This window comes from Streptomyces sp. JN8 (assembly GCF_055808075.1).
In genome coordinates, this window is the sequence record NZ_CM147852.1 from 1,830,202 (window position 1) to 1,848,411 (window position 18,210).

Annotated in this window: 11 protein-coding genes; 5 read left to right on the forward strand and 6 right to left on the reverse strand. The window is 74.3% G+C overall.

Features of this window, described 5'->3' with window-relative positions; genetic code table 11:
- Positions 1 to 5: 5 nt before the first annotated feature.
- The 6 genes from ACY0MR_RS07995 to rpmG form a co-directional block, all read right to left on the reverse strand.
- Positions 6 to 1,319 carry a hypothetical protein gene (locus tag ACY0MR_RS07995; RefSeq protein ID WP_392864103.1) on the reverse strand — a complete coding sequence of 438 codons (1,314 nt, stop codon included), beginning with the start codon at positions 1,317 to 1,319 and terminating at the stop codon, positions 6 to 8.
- Positions 1,320 to 1,594: 275 nt separating this feature from the next.
- Entirely contained in the window at positions 1,595 to 3,829 is a 2,235-nt protein-coding gene (locus ACY0MR_RS08000; protein ID WP_473559970.1) for a choice-of-anchor A family protein, read from the reverse strand.
- A gap of 346 nt (positions 3,830 to 4,175) precedes the next feature.
- Positions 4,176 to 4,412, reverse strand: a complete 237-nt coding sequence (gene rpsR / locus ACY0MR_RS08005) for a 30S ribosomal protein S18 (RefSeq protein ID WP_361859405.1) — start codon at positions 4,410 to 4,412, stop codon at positions 4,176 to 4,178.
- Positions 4,413 to 4,462: 50 nt separating this feature from the next.
- Positions 4,463 to 5,611 carry a CobW family GTP-binding protein gene (locus tag ACY0MR_RS08010; protein WP_473559973.1) on the reverse strand — a complete coding sequence of 383 codons (1,149 nt, stop codon included), beginning with the start codon at positions 5,609 to 5,611 and terminating at the stop codon, positions 4,463 to 4,465.
- Positions 5,611 to 5,856, reverse strand: a complete 246-nt coding sequence (locus ACY0MR_RS08015; RefSeq protein ID WP_361859411.1) for a type B 50S ribosomal protein L31 — start codon at positions 5,854 to 5,856, stop codon at positions 5,611 to 5,613. The genes ACY0MR_RS08010 and ACY0MR_RS08015 overlap by 1 nt, the downstream gene beginning before the upstream one ends.
- A gap of 250 nt (positions 5,857 to 6,106) precedes the next feature.
- Positions 6,107 to 6,271, reverse strand: coding sequence for a 50S ribosomal protein L33 (gene rpmG / locus ACY0MR_RS08020; protein ID WP_388796151.1), 165 nt, complete (start codon positions 6,269 to 6,271; stop codon positions 6,107 to 6,109).
- Between the two features lie 78 nt (positions 6,272 to 6,349).
- Between rpmG and rpmB the strand changes: the two genes are divergently transcribed.
- The 5 genes from rpmB to ACY0MR_RS08045 all read left to right on the forward strand — a co-directional run bounded on the left by rpmB (position 6,350) and on the right by ACY0MR_RS08045 (position 18,200).
- Positions 6,350 to 6,586, forward strand: coding sequence for a 50S ribosomal protein L28 (gene rpmB, locus ACY0MR_RS08025; protein WP_388796154.1), 237 nt, complete (start codon positions 6,350 to 6,352; stop codon positions 6,584 to 6,586).
- Entirely contained in the window at positions 6,586 to 6,891 is a 306-nt protein-coding gene (gene rpsN, locus ACY0MR_RS08030) for a 30S ribosomal protein S14 (protein WP_473559976.1), read from the forward strand. The genes rpmB and rpsN overlap by 1 nt, the downstream gene beginning before the upstream one ends.
- 280 nt (positions 6,892 to 7,171) lie before the next feature.
- Positions 7,172 to 7,753, forward strand: coding sequence for an RNA polymerase sigma factor (locus tag ACY0MR_RS08035; protein ID WP_392864105.1), 582 nt, complete (start codon positions 7,172 to 7,174; stop codon positions 7,751 to 7,753).
- Positions 7,754 to 7,800: 47 nt separating this feature from the next.
- Positions 7,801 to 8,166, forward strand: coding sequence for a hypothetical protein (locus ACY0MR_RS08040; protein WP_388796281.1), 366 nt, complete (start codon positions 7,801 to 7,803; stop codon positions 8,164 to 8,166).
- A 575-nt stretch (positions 8,167 to 8,741) separates the two neighbouring features.
- A complete protein-coding gene (locus tag ACY0MR_RS08045; protein WP_473559978.1) occupies positions 8,742 to 18,200 on the forward strand; it encodes a type I polyketide synthase in 9,459 nt (3,152 codons plus the stop codon).
- Positions 18,201 to 18,210: the final 10 nt, after the last annotated feature.

Genomic DNA, 18,210 nt, shown 5'->3' on the forward strand with positions numbered 1-18,210 from the left:
GGTCGCTACGTCCGGAGCTGCGCTTCCCCGTCGGCGTCGGCAGGCTCCGCCGCGAGGAACCGGACCACCGCGAAGGCGAACAGCAGGACCAGGGCGAGACCGACGACCACCCAGGCGGTCGGGTGGTCCCAGAGGACGTACACGAGGACCGCCAGCAGGACCAGGATCCAGGTGATCCACGTGCGGTAGCGGCGTACGAAGGGGCCGACGGGGCCCGTCCGCAGTCCGGCCCGGTCCGCCGCGGCGCGGGTCGCGTCGATGCCGGAGTTCCACATGCGGCGGGTGACGACGGCGGGGCGGCTGGGGCCGGTGAGCCAGGCGGCGAGGGCGACCACCAGGCCGAGGACCACCACCATGCGGACCGTGGTGCGCAGGAAGTGGATCAGTGCGTCGTAGACGGACGAGGCGGCGGCCTGCGAGACGTTGTCGGGCAGGGCGTTGAGGTAGACCGTGCGGAAGACGGTCAGCGCGACGCCGAGGACCAGGGCGGCGGCCGCGAGACCGATCGAGGAGGCGATGAGGGTGCGCCGGCGGTGGGTGGAGAGCAGGACTCCCCCGGCCACCAGCAGCAGCGCGAGCACGGGCAGCCAGAGGCCCATGACCTGGAGCAGCCGGAACCAGGTCTTGACCTTGCCGATGTCGTCGGACTTGACGACGGTGAAGTCGGTGTGGACCTCGGGGATCTTGGCGGCCACGGTCAGCCCGGAGTCGATCAGGCGCTGCTTGACCCGTTCGATCACGGGGGCCAGGTCGACGGTCACGGTGTCGTTCTTGATCTGTACGGCTCCGTCGCCGCTTCCCGTCAGGGCGCGGACCACGGAGGTGTGGACGGCGCGGTTGGCGTCGGTCCAGACCGTCTCGAAGGCGTCGGAGGCGACGACCTCCTGCGCCTTGTCGTGGACGAAGCTGGCGAGGGCGCTCTCCAGGGACCCGCCGAGCTTGTCGAGTCCCTTGGCGAGCAGCGGGCGTTCCTCGGGGGCGGCCTGCTCCAGGAGGTCCTGGAGGTCGATGTGGTCCATGACCGCGGCGGTCACCCGGTTCGCGACCGCGGCCTGCACGTCGGCGTCGGAGGCGAGCGGGGCGACGGTGGCGACGTACCGGTCGGTGTCGCCGACGATGTCGGACGTCCAGGCGGCGACGATGCCGAGCGGGGCGAGGACGCACCCGATCACGATGAGCACGGCGGCCAGGAAGGAGCGTCCGCGGTGCCGGGGAGCCGGGCGGGCGGCCGCCTCGCCCTCCAGGGCGGCGACCCGTGCGCGCAGCGCGGACAGTTCGTCCGTGTGCGCGTCGTTCCCGGCGTTGTCGTCAGCGGCCACAGGTGCCTCCTCACGGTGTGGACCCAGCCAATCCCGACTGTGCGGTTCCGGCCAGACGGGGCGGATCGAACGGGTGAGACGGCGCGGCGCGGACGGCCGGCAGGGGCGTCGCCGGGGGCCTGCGCGGGGCGAACGGGCCGGGGGCCCAGGACGCGAACGGGCCGCGCCCACCGTCCCCAGGGGCGGTGGGCGCGGCCTCGTCGGCGCCCGGCGGGCGGGCCGACGGCGTGCTCAGGGAGTGCCGACGGCCTGCTCGGGCGGTGCCGGCGGCGCGCTCAGGCGGTGCCGGCGCGGGCCTTCCCGCGGAGGCAGGAGCCGTAGCCCTGGTCTCCGTAACCGGGGTCGCCGTAGCCCTCGTCCCCGTAGCCGCCGTCCTCGCACGGGTCCTCGCCGCGGCTGTTGTCCAGCCGGGCCACCACGAGCCGCTGGTCGGCGTCGAGGGTGTAGGGACCGGTGACCGGGTCGGCCGGCAGGACGTAGCCGTCCGGGACGGCGGTCTCTTTCAGGTAGTAGGTGCCGTACTCCAGCTCACCGAAGGAGCAGAGCCCCGCCCGGTCGGTGGTGCAGGACGTCCCCACGCGGGTGTCGGGCGAGGTGCCGTCCGTCTGCAGACCGGTGCGGCCGTTGGTCTCCTCCCACAGCTCGAACGTCGCGCCGGGCAGCGGCAGGCCGCTGTCCGCGTCGCTCTTCAGCAGCTTGACGGAGCCGGTGCCGGGCGGGACGGGGGTGCGGCTGTTGGCCGCGGTGACGGACACGCCCGCCTCGGCGTTCGCCTCGGTCAGGACCAGCGGGCCGAAGACCGCGGGCGACGGCAGGTCGTAGCCGTCCGGCGCCGCCGTCTCCTGCCAGTAGTACGTCCCCGTCTCCACCGTCCGCTCGCACACACCGTCGGCACCCGTCGTGCACGCCTCGCCCACCTGCGCGTCCGGATCCGTCCCCGACGTCTGCAGCCCCGCCGTACCGTTCGACTCCCTCCACAACTGGAAGGTCGCCCCCGGCAGCGCCGCACCCGACGACGCGTCCGTCTTCAGCACCCGCACCTCGCCGGTCGTGGCCGGGGTGGTGCTCGGGGTGTTGGCCGCCGGGACGGACACGCCCGCCTCGGCGTTCGCCTCGGTCAGGACCAGCGGGCCGAAGACCGCGGGCGACGGCAGGTCGTAGCCGTCCGGCGCCGCCGTCTCCTGCCAGTAGTACGTCCCCGTCTCCACCGTCCGCTCGCACACACCGTCGGCGCCCGTCGTGCACGCCTCGCCCACCTGCGCGTCCGGATCCGTCCCCGACGTCTGCAGCCCCGCCGTACCGTTCGACTCCCTCCACAACTGGAAGGTCGCCCCCGGCAGCGCCGCACCCGACGACGCGTCCGTCTTCAGCACCCGCACCTCGCCGGTGACCGTGTTGGTCCCGTCGCAGTTCGGGAGGTCGCCGTTGAAGGGGTAGGCGTGGAACTCCTGGCCGCCGCCGCCCGTCGCGGCGCTGGTGTGGGTGAGGGAGCCCGTGGTGAAGAAGCGGCCGTTGATGCCGGGCAGGGTGACGGTCGTGCTCGACGTCTGGTTCCCGATGAGGAAGCTGCCCTGGAACTGCCCGGTGCCGGCCAGGTTGACCGAGGTGGCGTCGGGGAAGTTCCACAGCAGGCGCTCGCGGTAGGCGTTGAGCGGGTCGGTGTCGTCGTCGATGCCGCCGCTGTACGTGGTCAGCCGGCGCGTCTCGCCGAGGACGTTGACGAGGATCGTCGCGGTGTCGGGGATGTTCGCGAAGACGATGCCCTGCTGCCCGTTCGGGCCCTCCAGGTCGAAGTCGACGTTGAAGACCTGGAGCTGCGAGGTCCCGTCGCCGGTGAAGAGCGTCTGGCCGCCCTGGTTCACCGCCGTTCCGGTGGGCGTCCTGGGGCTGCCGTCGACCCGGGCGTAGCAGCTGCTGGCGGCGGTGAGCTGGTCGCGCAGACCGGCGTACGGCGCGACGGCGTTCGCGTCCTGCACCAGGGTGCCGGTCACCGTGCCGGACACCGCGCCCGCGTGGCGCACGATGCCCTGCTCCTCCACGATGCCGCCCTTGGTGTCGAGCGTCTGGCCGGCGGCGACGGTGACGCCCCCGCCGGTGGTGAGGAAGTCCGATCCGTCGGGCGGGGGGACCCGGGAGCCCACCCCGACGATGCCGAGGTTGTACGTGCCGCCGGCGGCCGCGTCCTTGTTCTGGTCGAAGTCGTCGAGGACCACGACCCGCCCCTCGGCCTCGGCCGCCCGGCCGCGGACGAGGAAGTCGTCGCCGACGAAGATGTTGATCGCGTTGTCGCGTCCGGCGATGGCGCCGTTGTCGATCTCGGGGAACTCGTCGGGGCAGTCCCCGGGGACGCAGGGGCCGAGGCCGCCGGGAAGGGGCGCCGCGAGCGCGGTGGACGCGGCGGGACCGAGCATGAGCGCGGGGACCGCGACGAGGGACACGGCATACGCGAGCCCGGCGGTGCCGGCGCGCCTCCGGGGGCGCGCCGGGCGGCGGTGGGAGTCAGATGTCATGCCGGGAGTCTGTGTTCCCGCTGGTCGGGGCACCACGCGCAGGGCCCGGCGTTGATCCGGTCGGGGGCGGTGATCACTGTTTGGCATGAACGGCGCCTGCCAGATGGAGCAGGAGGACGGGGTCCCGGCGCAGGGCCGCCGCCCGGGGCGACGGGAGACGTGCGTCAGCCCGGAACGGGCGAACTGTCGTCGGCCCTGCTCCGGGCTGATGCTCGTCCGCCTGTTCCGGGCTGATGCTCGTCGGCCCCGGGTGGCGGTCCGCCGGTCGCGGGCGGGTGGGCGGTCGGCCCGCGGAGGGCGGGTGGGCCCGCCGGCGGGCGGTCGGCGCCCCTCCCCGGCCCGGTCCTCACCGGCCCGCGTACGGCAGCAGGGCCATCTCCCGGGCGTTCTTGACGGCGGCGGCGAGCAGGCGCTGCTGCTGGGCGGTGACGCGGGTGACGCGGCGGCTGCGGATCTTGCCGCGGTCCGAGACGAACGCCCGCAGCAGGTCGGTGTCCTTGTAGTCGATGTACGTGACTCCGGCGGCGTCGAGCGGGTTGGGGCGGCTCTTCACGGGCGTGCGGCGTTCGGGTCGGCGGGTCATGGGGGGGGGTTCTCCTCGGCTGCGGGGTCGTCGGGGGCGGGCGGTAGGGGTCAGGCGGCGTCGAGCAGGGGTGCGAAGGCGGCGGGGAGGTCCTTCCAGCCGTCCGGTCCCGCCGCGTACTCCTCGTCGGTGAGAAGGCAGGACTCCAGGAGCCGCTCCAGTCCTTCGCGGTCCAGGCCGGGCGAGGTGAAGACGAGGTGCTGGCAGCGGTCGCCGTGCTCGGGATGCCAGTCCAGGGCGGCGGCGGCCCGGCGCATCGGCGGGACCAGCTCCCAGGCGGCGTCCGGCAGGGAGGCGAGCCAGGGGCCCGCGCTCTCCACGCACAGGGCGCCGCCGGCGGCGTCCCAGGCCAGCAGGGTGTCGGGCCGGTCCGCGAGCCAGAACCGGCCCCGGCTGCGGGCCGCCGCGCAGCACAGGTCCTCCAGCGCGGCGTAGAGGCGCTCGGGGTGGAAGGGGCGTCGGCGGTGCCAGACGAGGGTCGCGACCCCGGCGTCGTCCGCGTCGTGGGGCAGCAGCGCGCAGGCGGGGTGCTGCGCCGCGGCCGCCGCCTCGACGTCGAAGCCGGCGAAGGCGGCCGCGGCGAGCTCGGCCGAGTCGGCCGCCACGCGCCGGGCGGTCGGGTGCAGCTGGGCGAGCAGGGCGCGGTCCTCGTCGTCGGCCTGCCCGTGGTCGACGAGGGCGAGGACGGGCGCGTATTCCAGCTGACGGGCCCACGTGTCGCCGACGGTGCGCCGGTCGGTGGGTGCGGCGGCGAGGCCCGCGTCGGCGAGGTCGTCGCCGTTGGCGAGGCAGGGCAGGACGAGGGCCGGGTCCACCGCGGTGACGACGTTCGTGAGCACGAGGAGGTCTCCGGAGTACGCCGCGACGACCTCGGCCATCGTCTTCGGCTCGACCGAGTCCCACAGTTCGACGACGGCGAGCCGCGTCGGACCGTGGGCCAGCCGCAGCAGCTCCGGTACGAGGTCCTCGCGCAGGGCGCAGCAGGCGCAGCCGTCGACCAGCGGTGTCCCGCCCTCGGAGAGGACTCCGCCGGCGTCGCGGACCAGCCGGCGCACCGTGCCGTCGGGGGCGCCGGCGAGGTCGTGGTGGAGGGCGACGCTGCCGGGGACGGTACGCAGCAGGCGCTCGACGACCTCCTTGCGGGCGTCGGCGTGGATTCCGGCGACGATGACGACGGGCAGTCGGGTGTCCGGTGCCATCAGCGGGCCCCGTAGCGGCGCTCGAAGCGCTCGACGCGTCCGGCGGTGTCCATCACCCGGGCGGTGCCCGTGTAGAAGGGGTGGCTGGCCGAGGAGATCTCGACGTCGACGACCGGGTAGGTCCGTCCGTCCTCCCACTCGATCTCCTTGTCGCCGGTCAGCGTGGAGCGCGTGAGGAACGCGAAGCCGGAGGCGGTGTCGCGGAAGACGACGGGGCCGTAGGCGGGGTGGATGCCGGGCTTCATGGCAGTGCCTTTCTTCTCGTGCCGCCGCCGGAGCGGCGGCCGTCCCGTCCGGGGTGTCCCTGTGGGTGGCCGGGGCGGGTGGTGGTGGCGGGGTGGGCGGCGTTCCGGCCGCCGGTTCAGGCGGCCGCCGGTTCGGGGGGGGGGCGCCGGTTCGGGGCGGCCGCCGCATCGAGGGGCACCGGATCGAGGGGGTGCCGGTTCGGGGGCCGCCCCACGGCCGCCCGTGCGGGTCGCCGTGGGGCGGCTGCGGTCAGCGCTCTTCGCGGAAGTCGACGTGACGGCGGACCGTCGGGTCGTACTTGCGGAGCACCATCCGGTCGGGGTCGTTGCGCCGGTTCTTGCGGGTGACGTAGGTGAAGCCGGTGCCCGCGGTGGAGCGCAGCTTGATGACGGGGCGGAGTTCGTTGCGTGCCATGGCGCTAGTATACGACAACGATTTTCATTTCCAATAAGTGGTGGCCCTGGCGGCCACCGCGAGAGACAGGAGCCACCCGTGTCCGCCCACTGTCAGCTGACCGGCGCCGAGCCCGGCTTCGGCCACCGCATCTCCCACTCGCACCGGCGCACCCCGCGCCGCTTCGACCCGAACATCCAGCACAAGCGCTACCGGCTGCCCGGCGAGGGCCGGACCGTTCGCCTGACCCTCAGCGCGCGGGCCGTCCGGACCGTGGACCGGATCGGGATCGAGGCGGCCGTCGCCCGGATCCGGGCACGGGGAGGGAAGGTCTGATGGCGAAGCGCAGCAAGATCGTGAAGAACGAGCGGCGCAGGGAGGTGGTCGCGCGCCACGCCGCGCGGCGGGCGGAGCTCAAGGAGACCGTCCGGCACCCCTCGTCGACGCCCGAACAGCGCCGGGACGCGCGGGCGGAGCTGGACCGGCAGCCGCGCGACGCCAGCGCCACCCGGGTCCGCAACCGCGACGCCGTCGACGGCCGGCCCCGCGGCCATCTGCGGAGGTTCGGCCTCTCCCGGATCGGCACCCGCCGGCTGGCGCACGCGGGACTGCTGCCCGGAGTGACCAAGTCCTCCTGGTAGCCCCGCCGGAGGAGGGCCGTCCGCCTCGCGGGGCGGCCCTCCGCGCGATCCACGGAAAAAACTTTCGCCGGAGCTGAATCCTCTGGGGACCCCGCCGTCTCTTATGTGTGTACCGGCCGAACGGGCCGGCGAGGCAACAGGAGGAACACAATGGTCACGGCCCTCGTAGTCATCGGAGTCCTGCTCGTGGGCGCGTGCAGCTGGCACCTCATGCGGCGCTTCAAGAGCCGAAGCTGACGAGTGCCTGCGCGCGAGGCGCCCGCCGGGTATGAGTAGCCACATGAACCAACGTTTCTCCTGGCCGGACGAGCGGCTGATCAAGGCCGCTCAGGACGGCGACGTCACGTCGCTCACCACCGTCGTCATGGAATCGCAGCCCCATGTGCGCAAGTTCGCCAACTCGCTGTGCGCCTCACCCCAGGACGCCGAGGACGCGGCGCAGGAGGCGCTGATCATCCTCTACCGGAAGATCGGCAGCCTGCGCGCCACCGGTGCGCTCGCCTCATGGATGTTCCGGATCGTGCGCAACGAATGCCTCCGGCAGGTGCGGCTGCTCGTCCGTCGCACCGACGACCCGTCGCCCGGGCCGGAGGGTTCCGCGGAGCCCTCCGCCGAGGAGGCGGTGCTGCACAGGCTGGAGGTGGAGCGGATCGCGGCCGCGGTCGGCGCCCTGCCCCGCGACCAGCGACAGGTCCTGATCATGCGGGACGTGCAGGGCCTGCCCGGCCGGACCGTGGCCCATTCCCTCGGTCTGAGCAACGCCGCGATGAAGTCCCGGCTGCACCGGGCGCGCGCGGCGGTCCGTCAGTCACTGGAAACGATCGACCAAGCACCCGATGAGGCCACCGACCAGGCGGCCTGATCGAGCCATCGACCACCCGTCGGAGGAGAGTCACGACCGTGAACATCGTGAAGCCCGCCCAGGGCGACCAGATCCGGGTCAGCACGAAGGCCCCGGCGAACGACCTGAACTTCGCCAGCAAGTCCGTCCCGCGCCACCTGGCGCGCGGCGCCATCGGCTTCGGGCTGATCATCGGCTCGATCGCCATGGTGCCCGTCGCCGGACCGGCCACCCTGCTCGCGGCCCCGCTGGCTCTCATCGCCTTCCGCGGCTGCCCCACCTGCTGGATGGTCGGTCTGGCGCAGACGATCTCGCGCGGCCGGCTGGAGCGGCAGTGCGTGGACGGGGTCTGCACCCTCACCAAGGCGGACCCGGCGGCGAAGGCCGCGGGCGAGCCGGCGACCGAAGGAAGCGTCCCGGCCGCCTCCCGGTGAGCGGTCCACGGCCGGCCCGTGGACCGGTGGACGGGTGGCGCGCGCCGTCACCCGGCGGCTCCCCCCGCGGTCGGGGAGCCAGATCTTCCGGACACCCGGTCCGGCTGATTCTCGCCCTTGCCGAACGGCCGGGGCGAGAGCGCCGGGCCGGGGCGTCACAGGGCGCCGGAATGCCCGCCGTTCCCCGTCGGCACACTTCTTCCGGGGAGGGAAAGCACCGCGCTGCGCACGTACGGGATGTTTCCCATCGGTTAACCCGGCAGGTACGCGACACAGGCTTCCGAGGCCGGTCCCCCCGATTACCGGCATATTGATTCCTGAACCAACTCCCGCGCCCTGGCCATTGGTTTACGGAGCGCCGACTCGATGCTAGGGTCCGAATTGAGATTGAGTCAGGCTGGGCCGCCGAGTCGGCCGTGCCGTTGATCGTGCTTCACGGGGGGAGCAACAACATCATGATCCGCCATGCCCAAATTCAGGCGGCAGCAACGCCATCACACAGCGCGGTACGAGGATCTTCCGGCGGTGCGGCGGAGAACCAGGAGCCGACGGTCCAGGAAAGACCGTCGCAGCAGGTGCCGGGCGGGATCGACGACCGGACGGTCGCCGTCGTCGGACTTTCCTGCCGCTTTCCCGGCGGGGCGAACCCCGCCGAATTCTGGGACCTCCTCAGGAACGGCCGCGACGCCATTGCCGCGCCGCCCGCCGATCGCGCACATCTCGCCTTCCTCGGCGACGGGTCCCCGCGCCCCGGTGGATTCCTGCCCCGGGTGGATGCGTTCGATGCGGATTTCTTCGGCATTTCTCCGCGTGAAGCGGCCGCGATGGATCCGCAGCAGCGCCTCGTCCTCGAACTGGCCTGGGAGGCCCTGGAGGACTCCGGCATCGTCCCGGCCGATCTCGCCGACACCGCCACAGGCGTCTTCATGGGCGCGATCGCCGACGACTACACGGCCGTGACCCGCGCCGCCGGCCCCGCAGCCACCTCGGCGCACACCGTGACGGGACTCCACCGGGGCATCATCGCCAACCGGGTCTCGTACGTCCTGGGGCTCCGCGGACCGAGCATGGTCGTCGACACCGCGCAGTCGTCCGCGCTGGTCGCAGTGCATCTGGCCTGCGAGAGTCTGCGCCGCGGCGAGTCCGTCGTGGCCCTCGCCGGCGGCGTCAACCTCAACCTCGCGCCGGAGAGCACGCACGCCCTGGCCGCCTTCGGCAGCCTCTCGCCCGACGGGCGATGTCACACCTTGGACGCCCGGGCGAACGGGTACGTGCGGGGCGAGGGCGGCGGGGTGGTGGCACTGAAACTCCTCAGCCGGGCCCTGGCCGACGGGGATCGCATCCACTGCGTGCTGCACGGCGGTGCCGTCGGCAGCGACGGCGCGAGCGACACGCTCCCCACTCCCAACGGAAAAGCCCAGGAAAGCGTGATACGCGATGCCTGGGACAATGCGCGAATACCGCTGGAACAAGCACAGTACGTAGAAATACACGGATCGGGCACACGGGTCGGCGACCCCATCGAAGCAGCTGCTCTGGGCGCCGTTTTCGCCTCCTCCCGCTCTCCGGAGAATCCCCTCAGGCTCGGGTCCGTCAAGACCAATATCGGTCACCTCGAAGGCGCATCGGGTATCGCGGGCCTCGTCAAGACGATTCTCTGCCTCTCCGCGCGGGAGCTCGTCCCGACCCTCAACTTCGAGACACCCCATCCGCAGATCCCTTTCGCCGATCTCCGGATCGCCGCCGCGACGGAAACCGGCCCCTGGCCGCATCCCGACGGCCCCCTGATCGCCGGTGTGACCTCCATCGGAATGGGCGGGACCAACTGCCACCTGGTACTCGGATCGCGGCCGGAGAACGACGCGGCGACCGTCGGTATCGCGCCACAGCAGCCGAAATCACCGGCCGGTTCTGATTCTTCCGGGTCTTCCGAGCCGCTCGCCTGGGTCCTTTCCGGACGGACCGACAAGGCGCTCCGGGCGCAGGCGGACCGCTTACGCGCCTTTCTCGCCGCACACCCCGATCTCGGCGCGGCCGATATCGCCCGTTCCCTCGCGCACCACCGCACCGTCTTCGGCCACCGGGCCGTCCTGGTCGGCTCCGGCCGCGACGAACTCCTGGCCGCCGTGGACGCGGTCGCCGACGCGGGCGTGCACCGCGGGGCGGTGGCCGGAAGCAGCCACGAGGCCGTCCGCCGGGCCGTGTTCGTCTTCCCCGGCCAGGGCTCGCAGTGGGCAGGCATGGCCGCCGAACTCCTCGACACCGCACCCGTCTTCGCCCGGGTCGTCGAGGACTGCGAGCGGGCGCTGAACCCGTACCGGGACTGGTCGCTCACCGATGTGCTGCGCGGCCGCCCCGGCGCACCCGCCCTCGACCGCGACGACGTCGTCCAGCCGGCCCTCTGGGCGGTGATGGTCGCTCTGGCCGCGCTGTGGCGCGCGGCGGGGGTCGAACCGGCCGCGGTCGTCGGCCACTCGCAGGGCGAGATCGCGGCGGCCACCGTCAGCGGCGCCCTCACCCTCGACGACGCGGCCCGCCTGGTCGCCGTGCGGAGCGCGGCGCTCGGCGCGCTGGCCGGACGCGGCGGCGGCATGCTGACCGTCTCGCTGCCCGCCGACCGGGTGCGCGAAGACCTGGTGGGACACCCGGGGTTGAGCGTCGCCGCCGTCAACTCCCCCGGCATGACCGTGGTCGCGGGCGACGGTGCCGCACTGGACGCCCTGGCCGCCCGGTACGGCGAGGACGTCCGTACCCGGCGCGTCCCGGTCGCCTACGCCTCGCACAGCCCGCACGTCGACGCCGTGCGCGACACCCTCCCGGCCGAGCTGGCCGGCATCGCACCGCGTACCGGAGTCGTACCGCTGCACTCGACGGTGACCGCCACGGTCCTCGACGGGTCCGAGCTGGACGTCGACTACTGGTACCGGAACCTTCGGGAGCCCGTGCGGTTCGAGCCCGCCGTGCGGGGGCTGCTCGACGCGGGGCACGAGCTGTTCATCGAGATGAGCCCGCATCCCGTGCTCGCGCTCGCCGTCCAGCAGACGGCGGAGGCCGCGGACCTGCCGGTCGCCGCGCTCGGCACCCTGCGCCGCGACGAGGGCGGCCGGCGGCGGCTCCTGTCGGCGTTCGGCGAGGCGTTCTGCCACGGCGCGGACGTGGACTGGTCCGCCGTCCTGCCCGCCGGCGCCGCCCGTGCCGAGCTGCCGACGTACGCCTTCCAGCGGCGGCGCCACTGGATCACGGCCGAGTCCGACCCGCTCCGCCCGCCGTCGGCGGGCGCCGCGCCGACGCCCCCGGCGGGCGTGCCCGTGCCGGAGGCCGCCGGGGAGACGCCGGACGCCTCGGACGGCGAAGCGGCCCGCACGCTGACCGGGCCGGCCGCCCTGGAGCTGGTCCGGGCGCACACCGCCGCCGTGCTCCGCTACGACTCGCCCGCCGAGATCGAGCCGCGGCGGACGTTCAAGGAACTGGGCATCGACTCGGTGACCGTCGTCGAGCTGCGCAACCGCCTCGTCGCCGCCACCGGCCGCAAGCTCCCCACCACCGTGGTCTACGACCACCCCAGCCCCGCCGCCCTGGCCGCCCTGCTGGCCGGGGACCGGCACGACACCGCGGTCTCCGAGGACCGCGCGGGCCGGGACGACGACCCGATCGTGATCGTCGGCATGGGCTGCCGCTTCCCCGGCGGGGTGGACTCGCCCGAGGGCCTGTGGCAGGTCGTCGCCGAACAGCGCGACGTCGTCTCGGGCTTCCCGACGGACCGGGGCTGGGACCTCGACGGGCTCTACCATCCCGACCCCGCGCACGTGGGCACCACCTATGTGCGCGACGGCGGGTTCCTGGCGGGGGCGGCGGAGTTCGACGCCGAGCTGTTCGGGATCTCCCCGCGCGAGGCGCTGGCGATGGACCCGCAGCAGCGCGCCTTCCTGGAGACCTGCTGGGAGGCCCTGGAGCGGGCGGGGATCGCCCCGGACTCCCTGCGCGGCACGCAGGCGGGCGTGTTCGCCGGTGTCATGGCCCAGGAGTACGGTCCGCGGTTGGGTGAGGCGGCAGCGGGTGCGGCCGGGTTCGGACTGACCGGCACCACAGCCAGCGTGGCCTCCGGCCGCGTCGCCTACACCCTCGGCCTCCAAGGCCCCGCACTCACCGTCGACACCGCCTGCTCCTCCTCCCTCGTCGCCCTCCACCTCGCCGTCCAAGCCCTCCGCTCCGGCGAATGCACCCTCGCCCTCGCCGGCGGCGTCACCATCATGTCCACCCCCGGCATCTTCATCGAATTCTCGCGTCAACGCGGACTCGCCACCGACGGACGCTGCAAGTCGTTCTCGGCGGACGCAGACGGCACGGCATGGGCAGAGGGCGTCGGCGTCCTCGTCGTCGAACGACTCTCCGACGCCCGCCGACTCGGACACGACGTCCTCGCCGTCGTCGCCGGCACCGCCGTCAACCAGGACGGCGCCTCCAACGGACTCACCGCCCCCAGCGGACCCGCACAGGAACGCGTCATCCGCGCCGCGGCAACCGACGCCGGCATCACCCTCACCGACGTCGACGCCGTCGAAGCCCACGGCACCGGAACCGTCCTCGGCGACCCCATCGAAGCCCAAGCACTCCTCGCCACCTACGGCCACCAACGCGACACCAACCGACCCCTCATGCTCGGCTCCCTCAAATCCAACCTCGGCCACGCCCAAGCCGCCGCAGGCGTCGGCGGCGTCATCAAAATGGTCATGGCCCTCCAACACGGCCAACTCCCCGCCACCCTCAACGTCAGCAAGCCCAGCGAACTCGTCGACTGGGAAACCGGCGGCGTCGAAGTCCTCACCACACCCCGCCCCTGGCCCACCACCGAAAACAGGGTCCGCCGCGCCGGCATCTCCTCCTTCGGCATCAGCGGCACCAACGCCCACGTCATCCTCGCCGAAGCCCCGGCCGACGAACCGGACGCCGCGTCCGGTGTCGAGTCCGGGAACGACGGCACGCCCCTGTGGGTCCTGTCCGGCCGGACCGAGGCGGCGCTGCGCGCCCAGGCCACCGCGCTCGCCGACGCGCTGGGCGCCTCCGCCGAGGTGTCGGTCCGCGACCTGGGCCGCTCCCTGGCCACCACCCGTACGGCACTGGACCACCGGGCGGCCGTCACCGCCGAGGACCGTTCCGAGGCCGTCCAGGCACTGGCCGCGCTCGGCCGCGGCGGGACGCACTCCGCCCTGGCCCTCGGCACGGCCCGCCCCGACGACGGGCTCGCCTACCTGTTCACCGGGCAGGGCAGCCAGCGCGTCGGCATGGGAGGCGAGTTGTACGCGAGCGAGCCGGTCTTCGCCGCTGCCCTCGACGAGGTGTGCGCCGAACTCGACGCCCGCCGCGGCGCGTTGCCCGGGACACCGCCCATCCGCGACGTGATGTTCGGCGACGCCGAGGCGCTCAACCGGACCGAGAACACGCAGTGCGCGCTCTTCGCCCTCCAGGTGGCGCTCTTCCGGCTGCTCGAACACCGGGGCCTGGCCCCGGACGCCGTCCTCGGCCACTCCATCGGCGAGTTCGCCGCCGCCCACGTCGCCGGGATCCTCACCCTGCCGGACGCCTGCACCCTCGTCGCCGCGCGCGGGCGACTCATGCAGGCGCTGCCGGCCGGCGGCGCCATGCTGGCCGTGCAGGCCTCGCGGGAGGAGGTGCTCCCGCTGCTCGACGGCCGCGGGCACGAGCTGAGCGTCGCCGCCGTCAACGGCCCCCTGGCCGTCGTCGTCTCCGGTGACGTCGAGGCGGTCGAGCAGGTCGCCGAGGCGTTCGCCGCCGCGGGCCGCAAGACGCGCCGGCTCGTGGTCAGCCACGCCTTCCACTCGCACCGCATGGACGGGATGCTCGACGCGTTCGCGGCCGTCACCGCCGGCGTCGCCCACGCGGAGCCCCGCATCACCATGGTGTCCACCGTCACCGGCGGCCCCGTCGAGGTCACCGCCGACTACTGGGTACGGCAGGTCCGCCGGGAAGTGCGGATGTCCGACGGGCTGACGGCGCTGCACGGCCTCGGGATGCGGACCTTCCTCGAACTCGGCCCGGACGGCGTGCTGTCGGCCCTGGGTCAGGACTGCCTGGACGACGACGCACTCGCGTTCGTGCCCGTGCTGCGCCGCGGCCGGGCCGAGGACCGCACCCTGGCGGCCGCGCTCGGCACCCTGCACGTCCGCGGGCGCGGCCCGGACTGGAACGCCGTGTTCGGCCCGGGGCCCACGCCCGGCCTGCCCACGTACGCCTTCCAGCGGGAGCGGTACTGGCTGACCGCGGGCGGCGCCGAGGGGGCGGCCGGTCACCCGCTGCTCGGCCCCGCCGTCGAACTCGCCGCGTCCGGGCAGGTCGTGCTGACCTCCCGGCTGGGCCGCCGCACCCACCCCTGGCTCGCCGACCACGCGGTCCTCGGTGCGGTCCTGCTGCCCGGCACCGCGTTCCTCGAACTCGCAGGCCGCGCGGGCTCGGCCACCGGGACGCCACGGGTCGCCGAACTGACCCTGCTGGCACCGCTGGTCGTGCCCCGGGAGGGCCGCATCGAGGCGCAGGTCGTCGTGGCCGCACCCGACGCGGACGGGCAGCGCGCGGTCACCGTGCACGCCCGTGCCGAGACACCGGACGGCGCGGTCGAGCCCTGGGCCCTGCACGCCACGGGCGTGCTCGCCCCGCACGACACCGCCGACGCGACCGCGGCGGGCCCGTACCCCGGCGAGGGCGAGCCGCTGGCCGTCGACGGGTGCTACGACGAGCTGGCCACCGCCGGATACGCCTACGGGCCGGTCTTCCAGGGGCTGCGTGCCGCGTGGCGGCAGGGTGGGGACCTCGTCGCCGAGGTCGCGCTGCCGCCGTCGGTGACCGACGCCGCGTCGTACGGGCTGCACCCGGCACTGCTCGACGCGGCCCTGCACCCGATCGTCATGACGGCCCTCGACGACGGCAACCGCCGTCTGCTGCCGTTCTCCTGGCACGGCGTGACCGTGCGCCGGCCCGGCGTCCGCGCCGCCCGCGCCGTGATCACCGCCACCGGACCGGACGCGGTGTCACTGACCCTGTTCGACGAGTCCCGCGCGGTGGTCGCCGAGGTCGGGGAGCTCGTGCTGCGCCCGGTCGGCGACGAGGTGGCCGTACCGCGGTCCCTGCTCCGGCTGGACTGGGTCCCGGCCGCGGCGGACCCCGGAGCGGTCCCGTCGGCCGTCGCCCTCGGCTCCGCGGACCTGGGCGTCGGCGCGTCGTACGCCGATCTCGCGGCCCTCGGCCGGGCCCTCGACGAGGGGCTTCCCGCTCCCTCGGTGGTCCTCGCGCCGCTCACCGGCCTCGGCGCCCGCGGTGACGACGCGGGCGCCGGAGACATCCCCCTCGGCCGGCCGACCGCCGTGCACCGGGCACTGGCCCTGCTCCGGGAGTGGCTGGCCGACGACCGGCTCGGGGACTCCCGGCTGGTGCTCGTCACCCGGTCCGCCGTGGCCACGACGGCCGACGCCGACGTGGACCCCGACGCCGCCGCCGTGTGGGGTCTGGCCCGCTCGGCGCAGACCGAGAACCCCGGACGCGTCGGACTCCTCGACGTGGAGTCGCTCGCGGACTGCCGTACCGCACTGCCGCTCCTGGCGGGCGAGCCGCAACTCGCTTTGCGTCAGGGCGAGTCGCTGGTGCCGATGCTGGGCCGGGCGACGGTGGGCGCCACGCTGGTGCCCCCGGCCGGGAGCACCGCCTGGCGGCTCGGGATCCGCGAGCGCGGGACCCTGGACCACCTGGCGCTCGAACCCTGCCCGGAGGCACTGGCTCCGCTGGCCGACGGCGAGGTGCGCATCGCCGTGCGCGCCGCCGGCGTCAACTTCCGCGACGTCCTGAACACGCTGGGCCTCTACCCGGGCGACCCCGGTCTGCTCGGCCTCGAAGGGGCCGGCGTGGTCACCGAGGTCGGCCCCGGTGTCACCGGCCTCGGCGTCGGCGACCGGGTCATGGGCCTGTTCTCCGGGGCGTTCGGCCCGGTCGTCGTCGCCGACCACCGGCGGGTCGCCGCCATGCCCGCCGACTGGACGTTCGCGCAGGCGGCGTCCGCGCCCATCGTGTTCCTCACCGCCTACCACGCCCTGGTGGACCTCGCGGGGCTGTCCGCGGGCGAGCGCGTCCTGATCCACGCCGCCGCGGGCGGCGTCGGGATGGCCGCCGTCCAGCTCGCCCGGCACCTCGGGGCGGAGGTGTACGGCACGGCGGGGCCCGGCAAGTGGGACGCCCTGCGGCCGCTGGGTCTGGAGGGCTCGCACCTGGCGTCGTCCCGCACCCTGGACTTCGAGTCCGCGTTCGCCGCGGCCACCGGGGGCCGCGGCATGGACGTCGTACTGAACTCGCTCGCCGGCGAGTTCGTCGACGCCTCCCTGCGGCTGCTGCCCGGCGGCGGCCGCTTCGTGGAGATGGGCAAGACCGACCTGCGCGATCCGGCGCGGGTCGCCGCCGATCACCCGGGCGTGGCCTACGGCTTCTTCGACCTGTTGCAGGAGCCGACCGACCGCATCGCCGCCCTCCTCACGGACGTCCTCGCGCTGCTGTCGTCGGGCGCGCTCGCGCCGCTGCCGCTGAGCACCTGGGACGTCCGCCGGGCCCCGGAGGCGTTCCGCCACGTCAGCCAGGCACGCCACATCGGCAAGGTGGTCCTCACCCTGCCCCCGGCCCTCGACCCGGACGGCACCGTGCTCGTCACCGGCGCCACCGGCGCGCTGGGCGGGCTCGTCGCCCGGCACCTGGTCGGCGAGCACGGCGCCCGCCGCCTGCTCCTGGTCAGCCGCCGCGGCGCCGACGCACCGGGCGCCGCGGAACTGGCCGCCGAACTGACCGCCTCGGGCGCCGAGGTCACCCTCGCCGCCTGCGACACCGCCGACCGCGATGCGCTCGCGCGCCTCCTCGACGGCGTGCGACTCACCGCCGTCGTCCACGCGGCGGGCGTGCTCGACGACGGGGTGATCACCGCACTCACCCCGGACCGCCTGGACACCGTCCTCGCGGCGAAGGCGACCGCGGCCCGCAACCTGCACGAGCTGACCGCCGACCAGGACCTCGCGGCCTTCGTCCTCTTCTCCTCCGTCATGGGGGTCCTCGGAGGCGCCGGCCAGGGCAACTACGCCGCGGCCAACGCCTACCTCGACGCCCTGGCCCAGTACCGCAGGGCCCGGCGCCTTCCCGCACTGTCCCTGGCCTGGGGCATGTGGGCGGACACCGCGGGACGACCGGGAGCCGCCGGCATGGCGGGCTCGCTGTCCGAGGCCGACCGGAGCCGGCTCGCCCGCACGGGGCTCGCTCCCATCGACCGGGCCGAGGGCCTGGCCCTGCTGGACGCGGCACTGCGCCTGGACGCCGCCGCGCTCGTACCGGCTCCGCTCGACCGGGCCGCCCTCGGCACGCTGGGCGACCGGCTGCCGGCCGTGCTGCGGGAGCTGGCTCCGACCGCACCGCGCCCCTCCGAGGCGGCGGCCGCCGCCCCGGCCCCCACGACCGCGACCCTCCGCGACCGGCTCTCCCCCCTGGGGCGGGCCGAGCGGGAGGAACTGCTCCTGGACCTCGTCCGGGCGCAGGCCGCCGCGGTGCTCGGCCGCTCCTCCGCGTCCGGCATTCCCGCCGACCGGTCCTTCAAGGACCTGGGCTGCGACTCGCTGACGCTCGTGGAGCTGCGCAACAGGCTGCAGACCAGCGCCGATCTGCGGCTGCCCGCCACCTTCCTCTTCAACCACCCCACGCCGACGGCCGTCGTGGCCCGGCTGCTCACCGAACTCGCCCCGGCCGAACCGGACCCCGTCACCTCGGCCGATCCGGACGCCGTGCCGGGTCTGGTCGCACTCGACGGTCTCGAAGCGGCCCTGGCCGATCTTCCGGTGGACACCCGGGACGACGTCCGGGACGAGATCGTCCAGCGGCTCCAGGCCCTGGTCGCCCGCGTCCCGGCCCAGCGGACCCGGTCCGCCGAACAGGATCTGGCCGCGCGGGTCGAGTCGGCCTCGGTCGACGAGCTCCTCGCGTTCATCGACTCCGAACTCTGATCGTCACTCC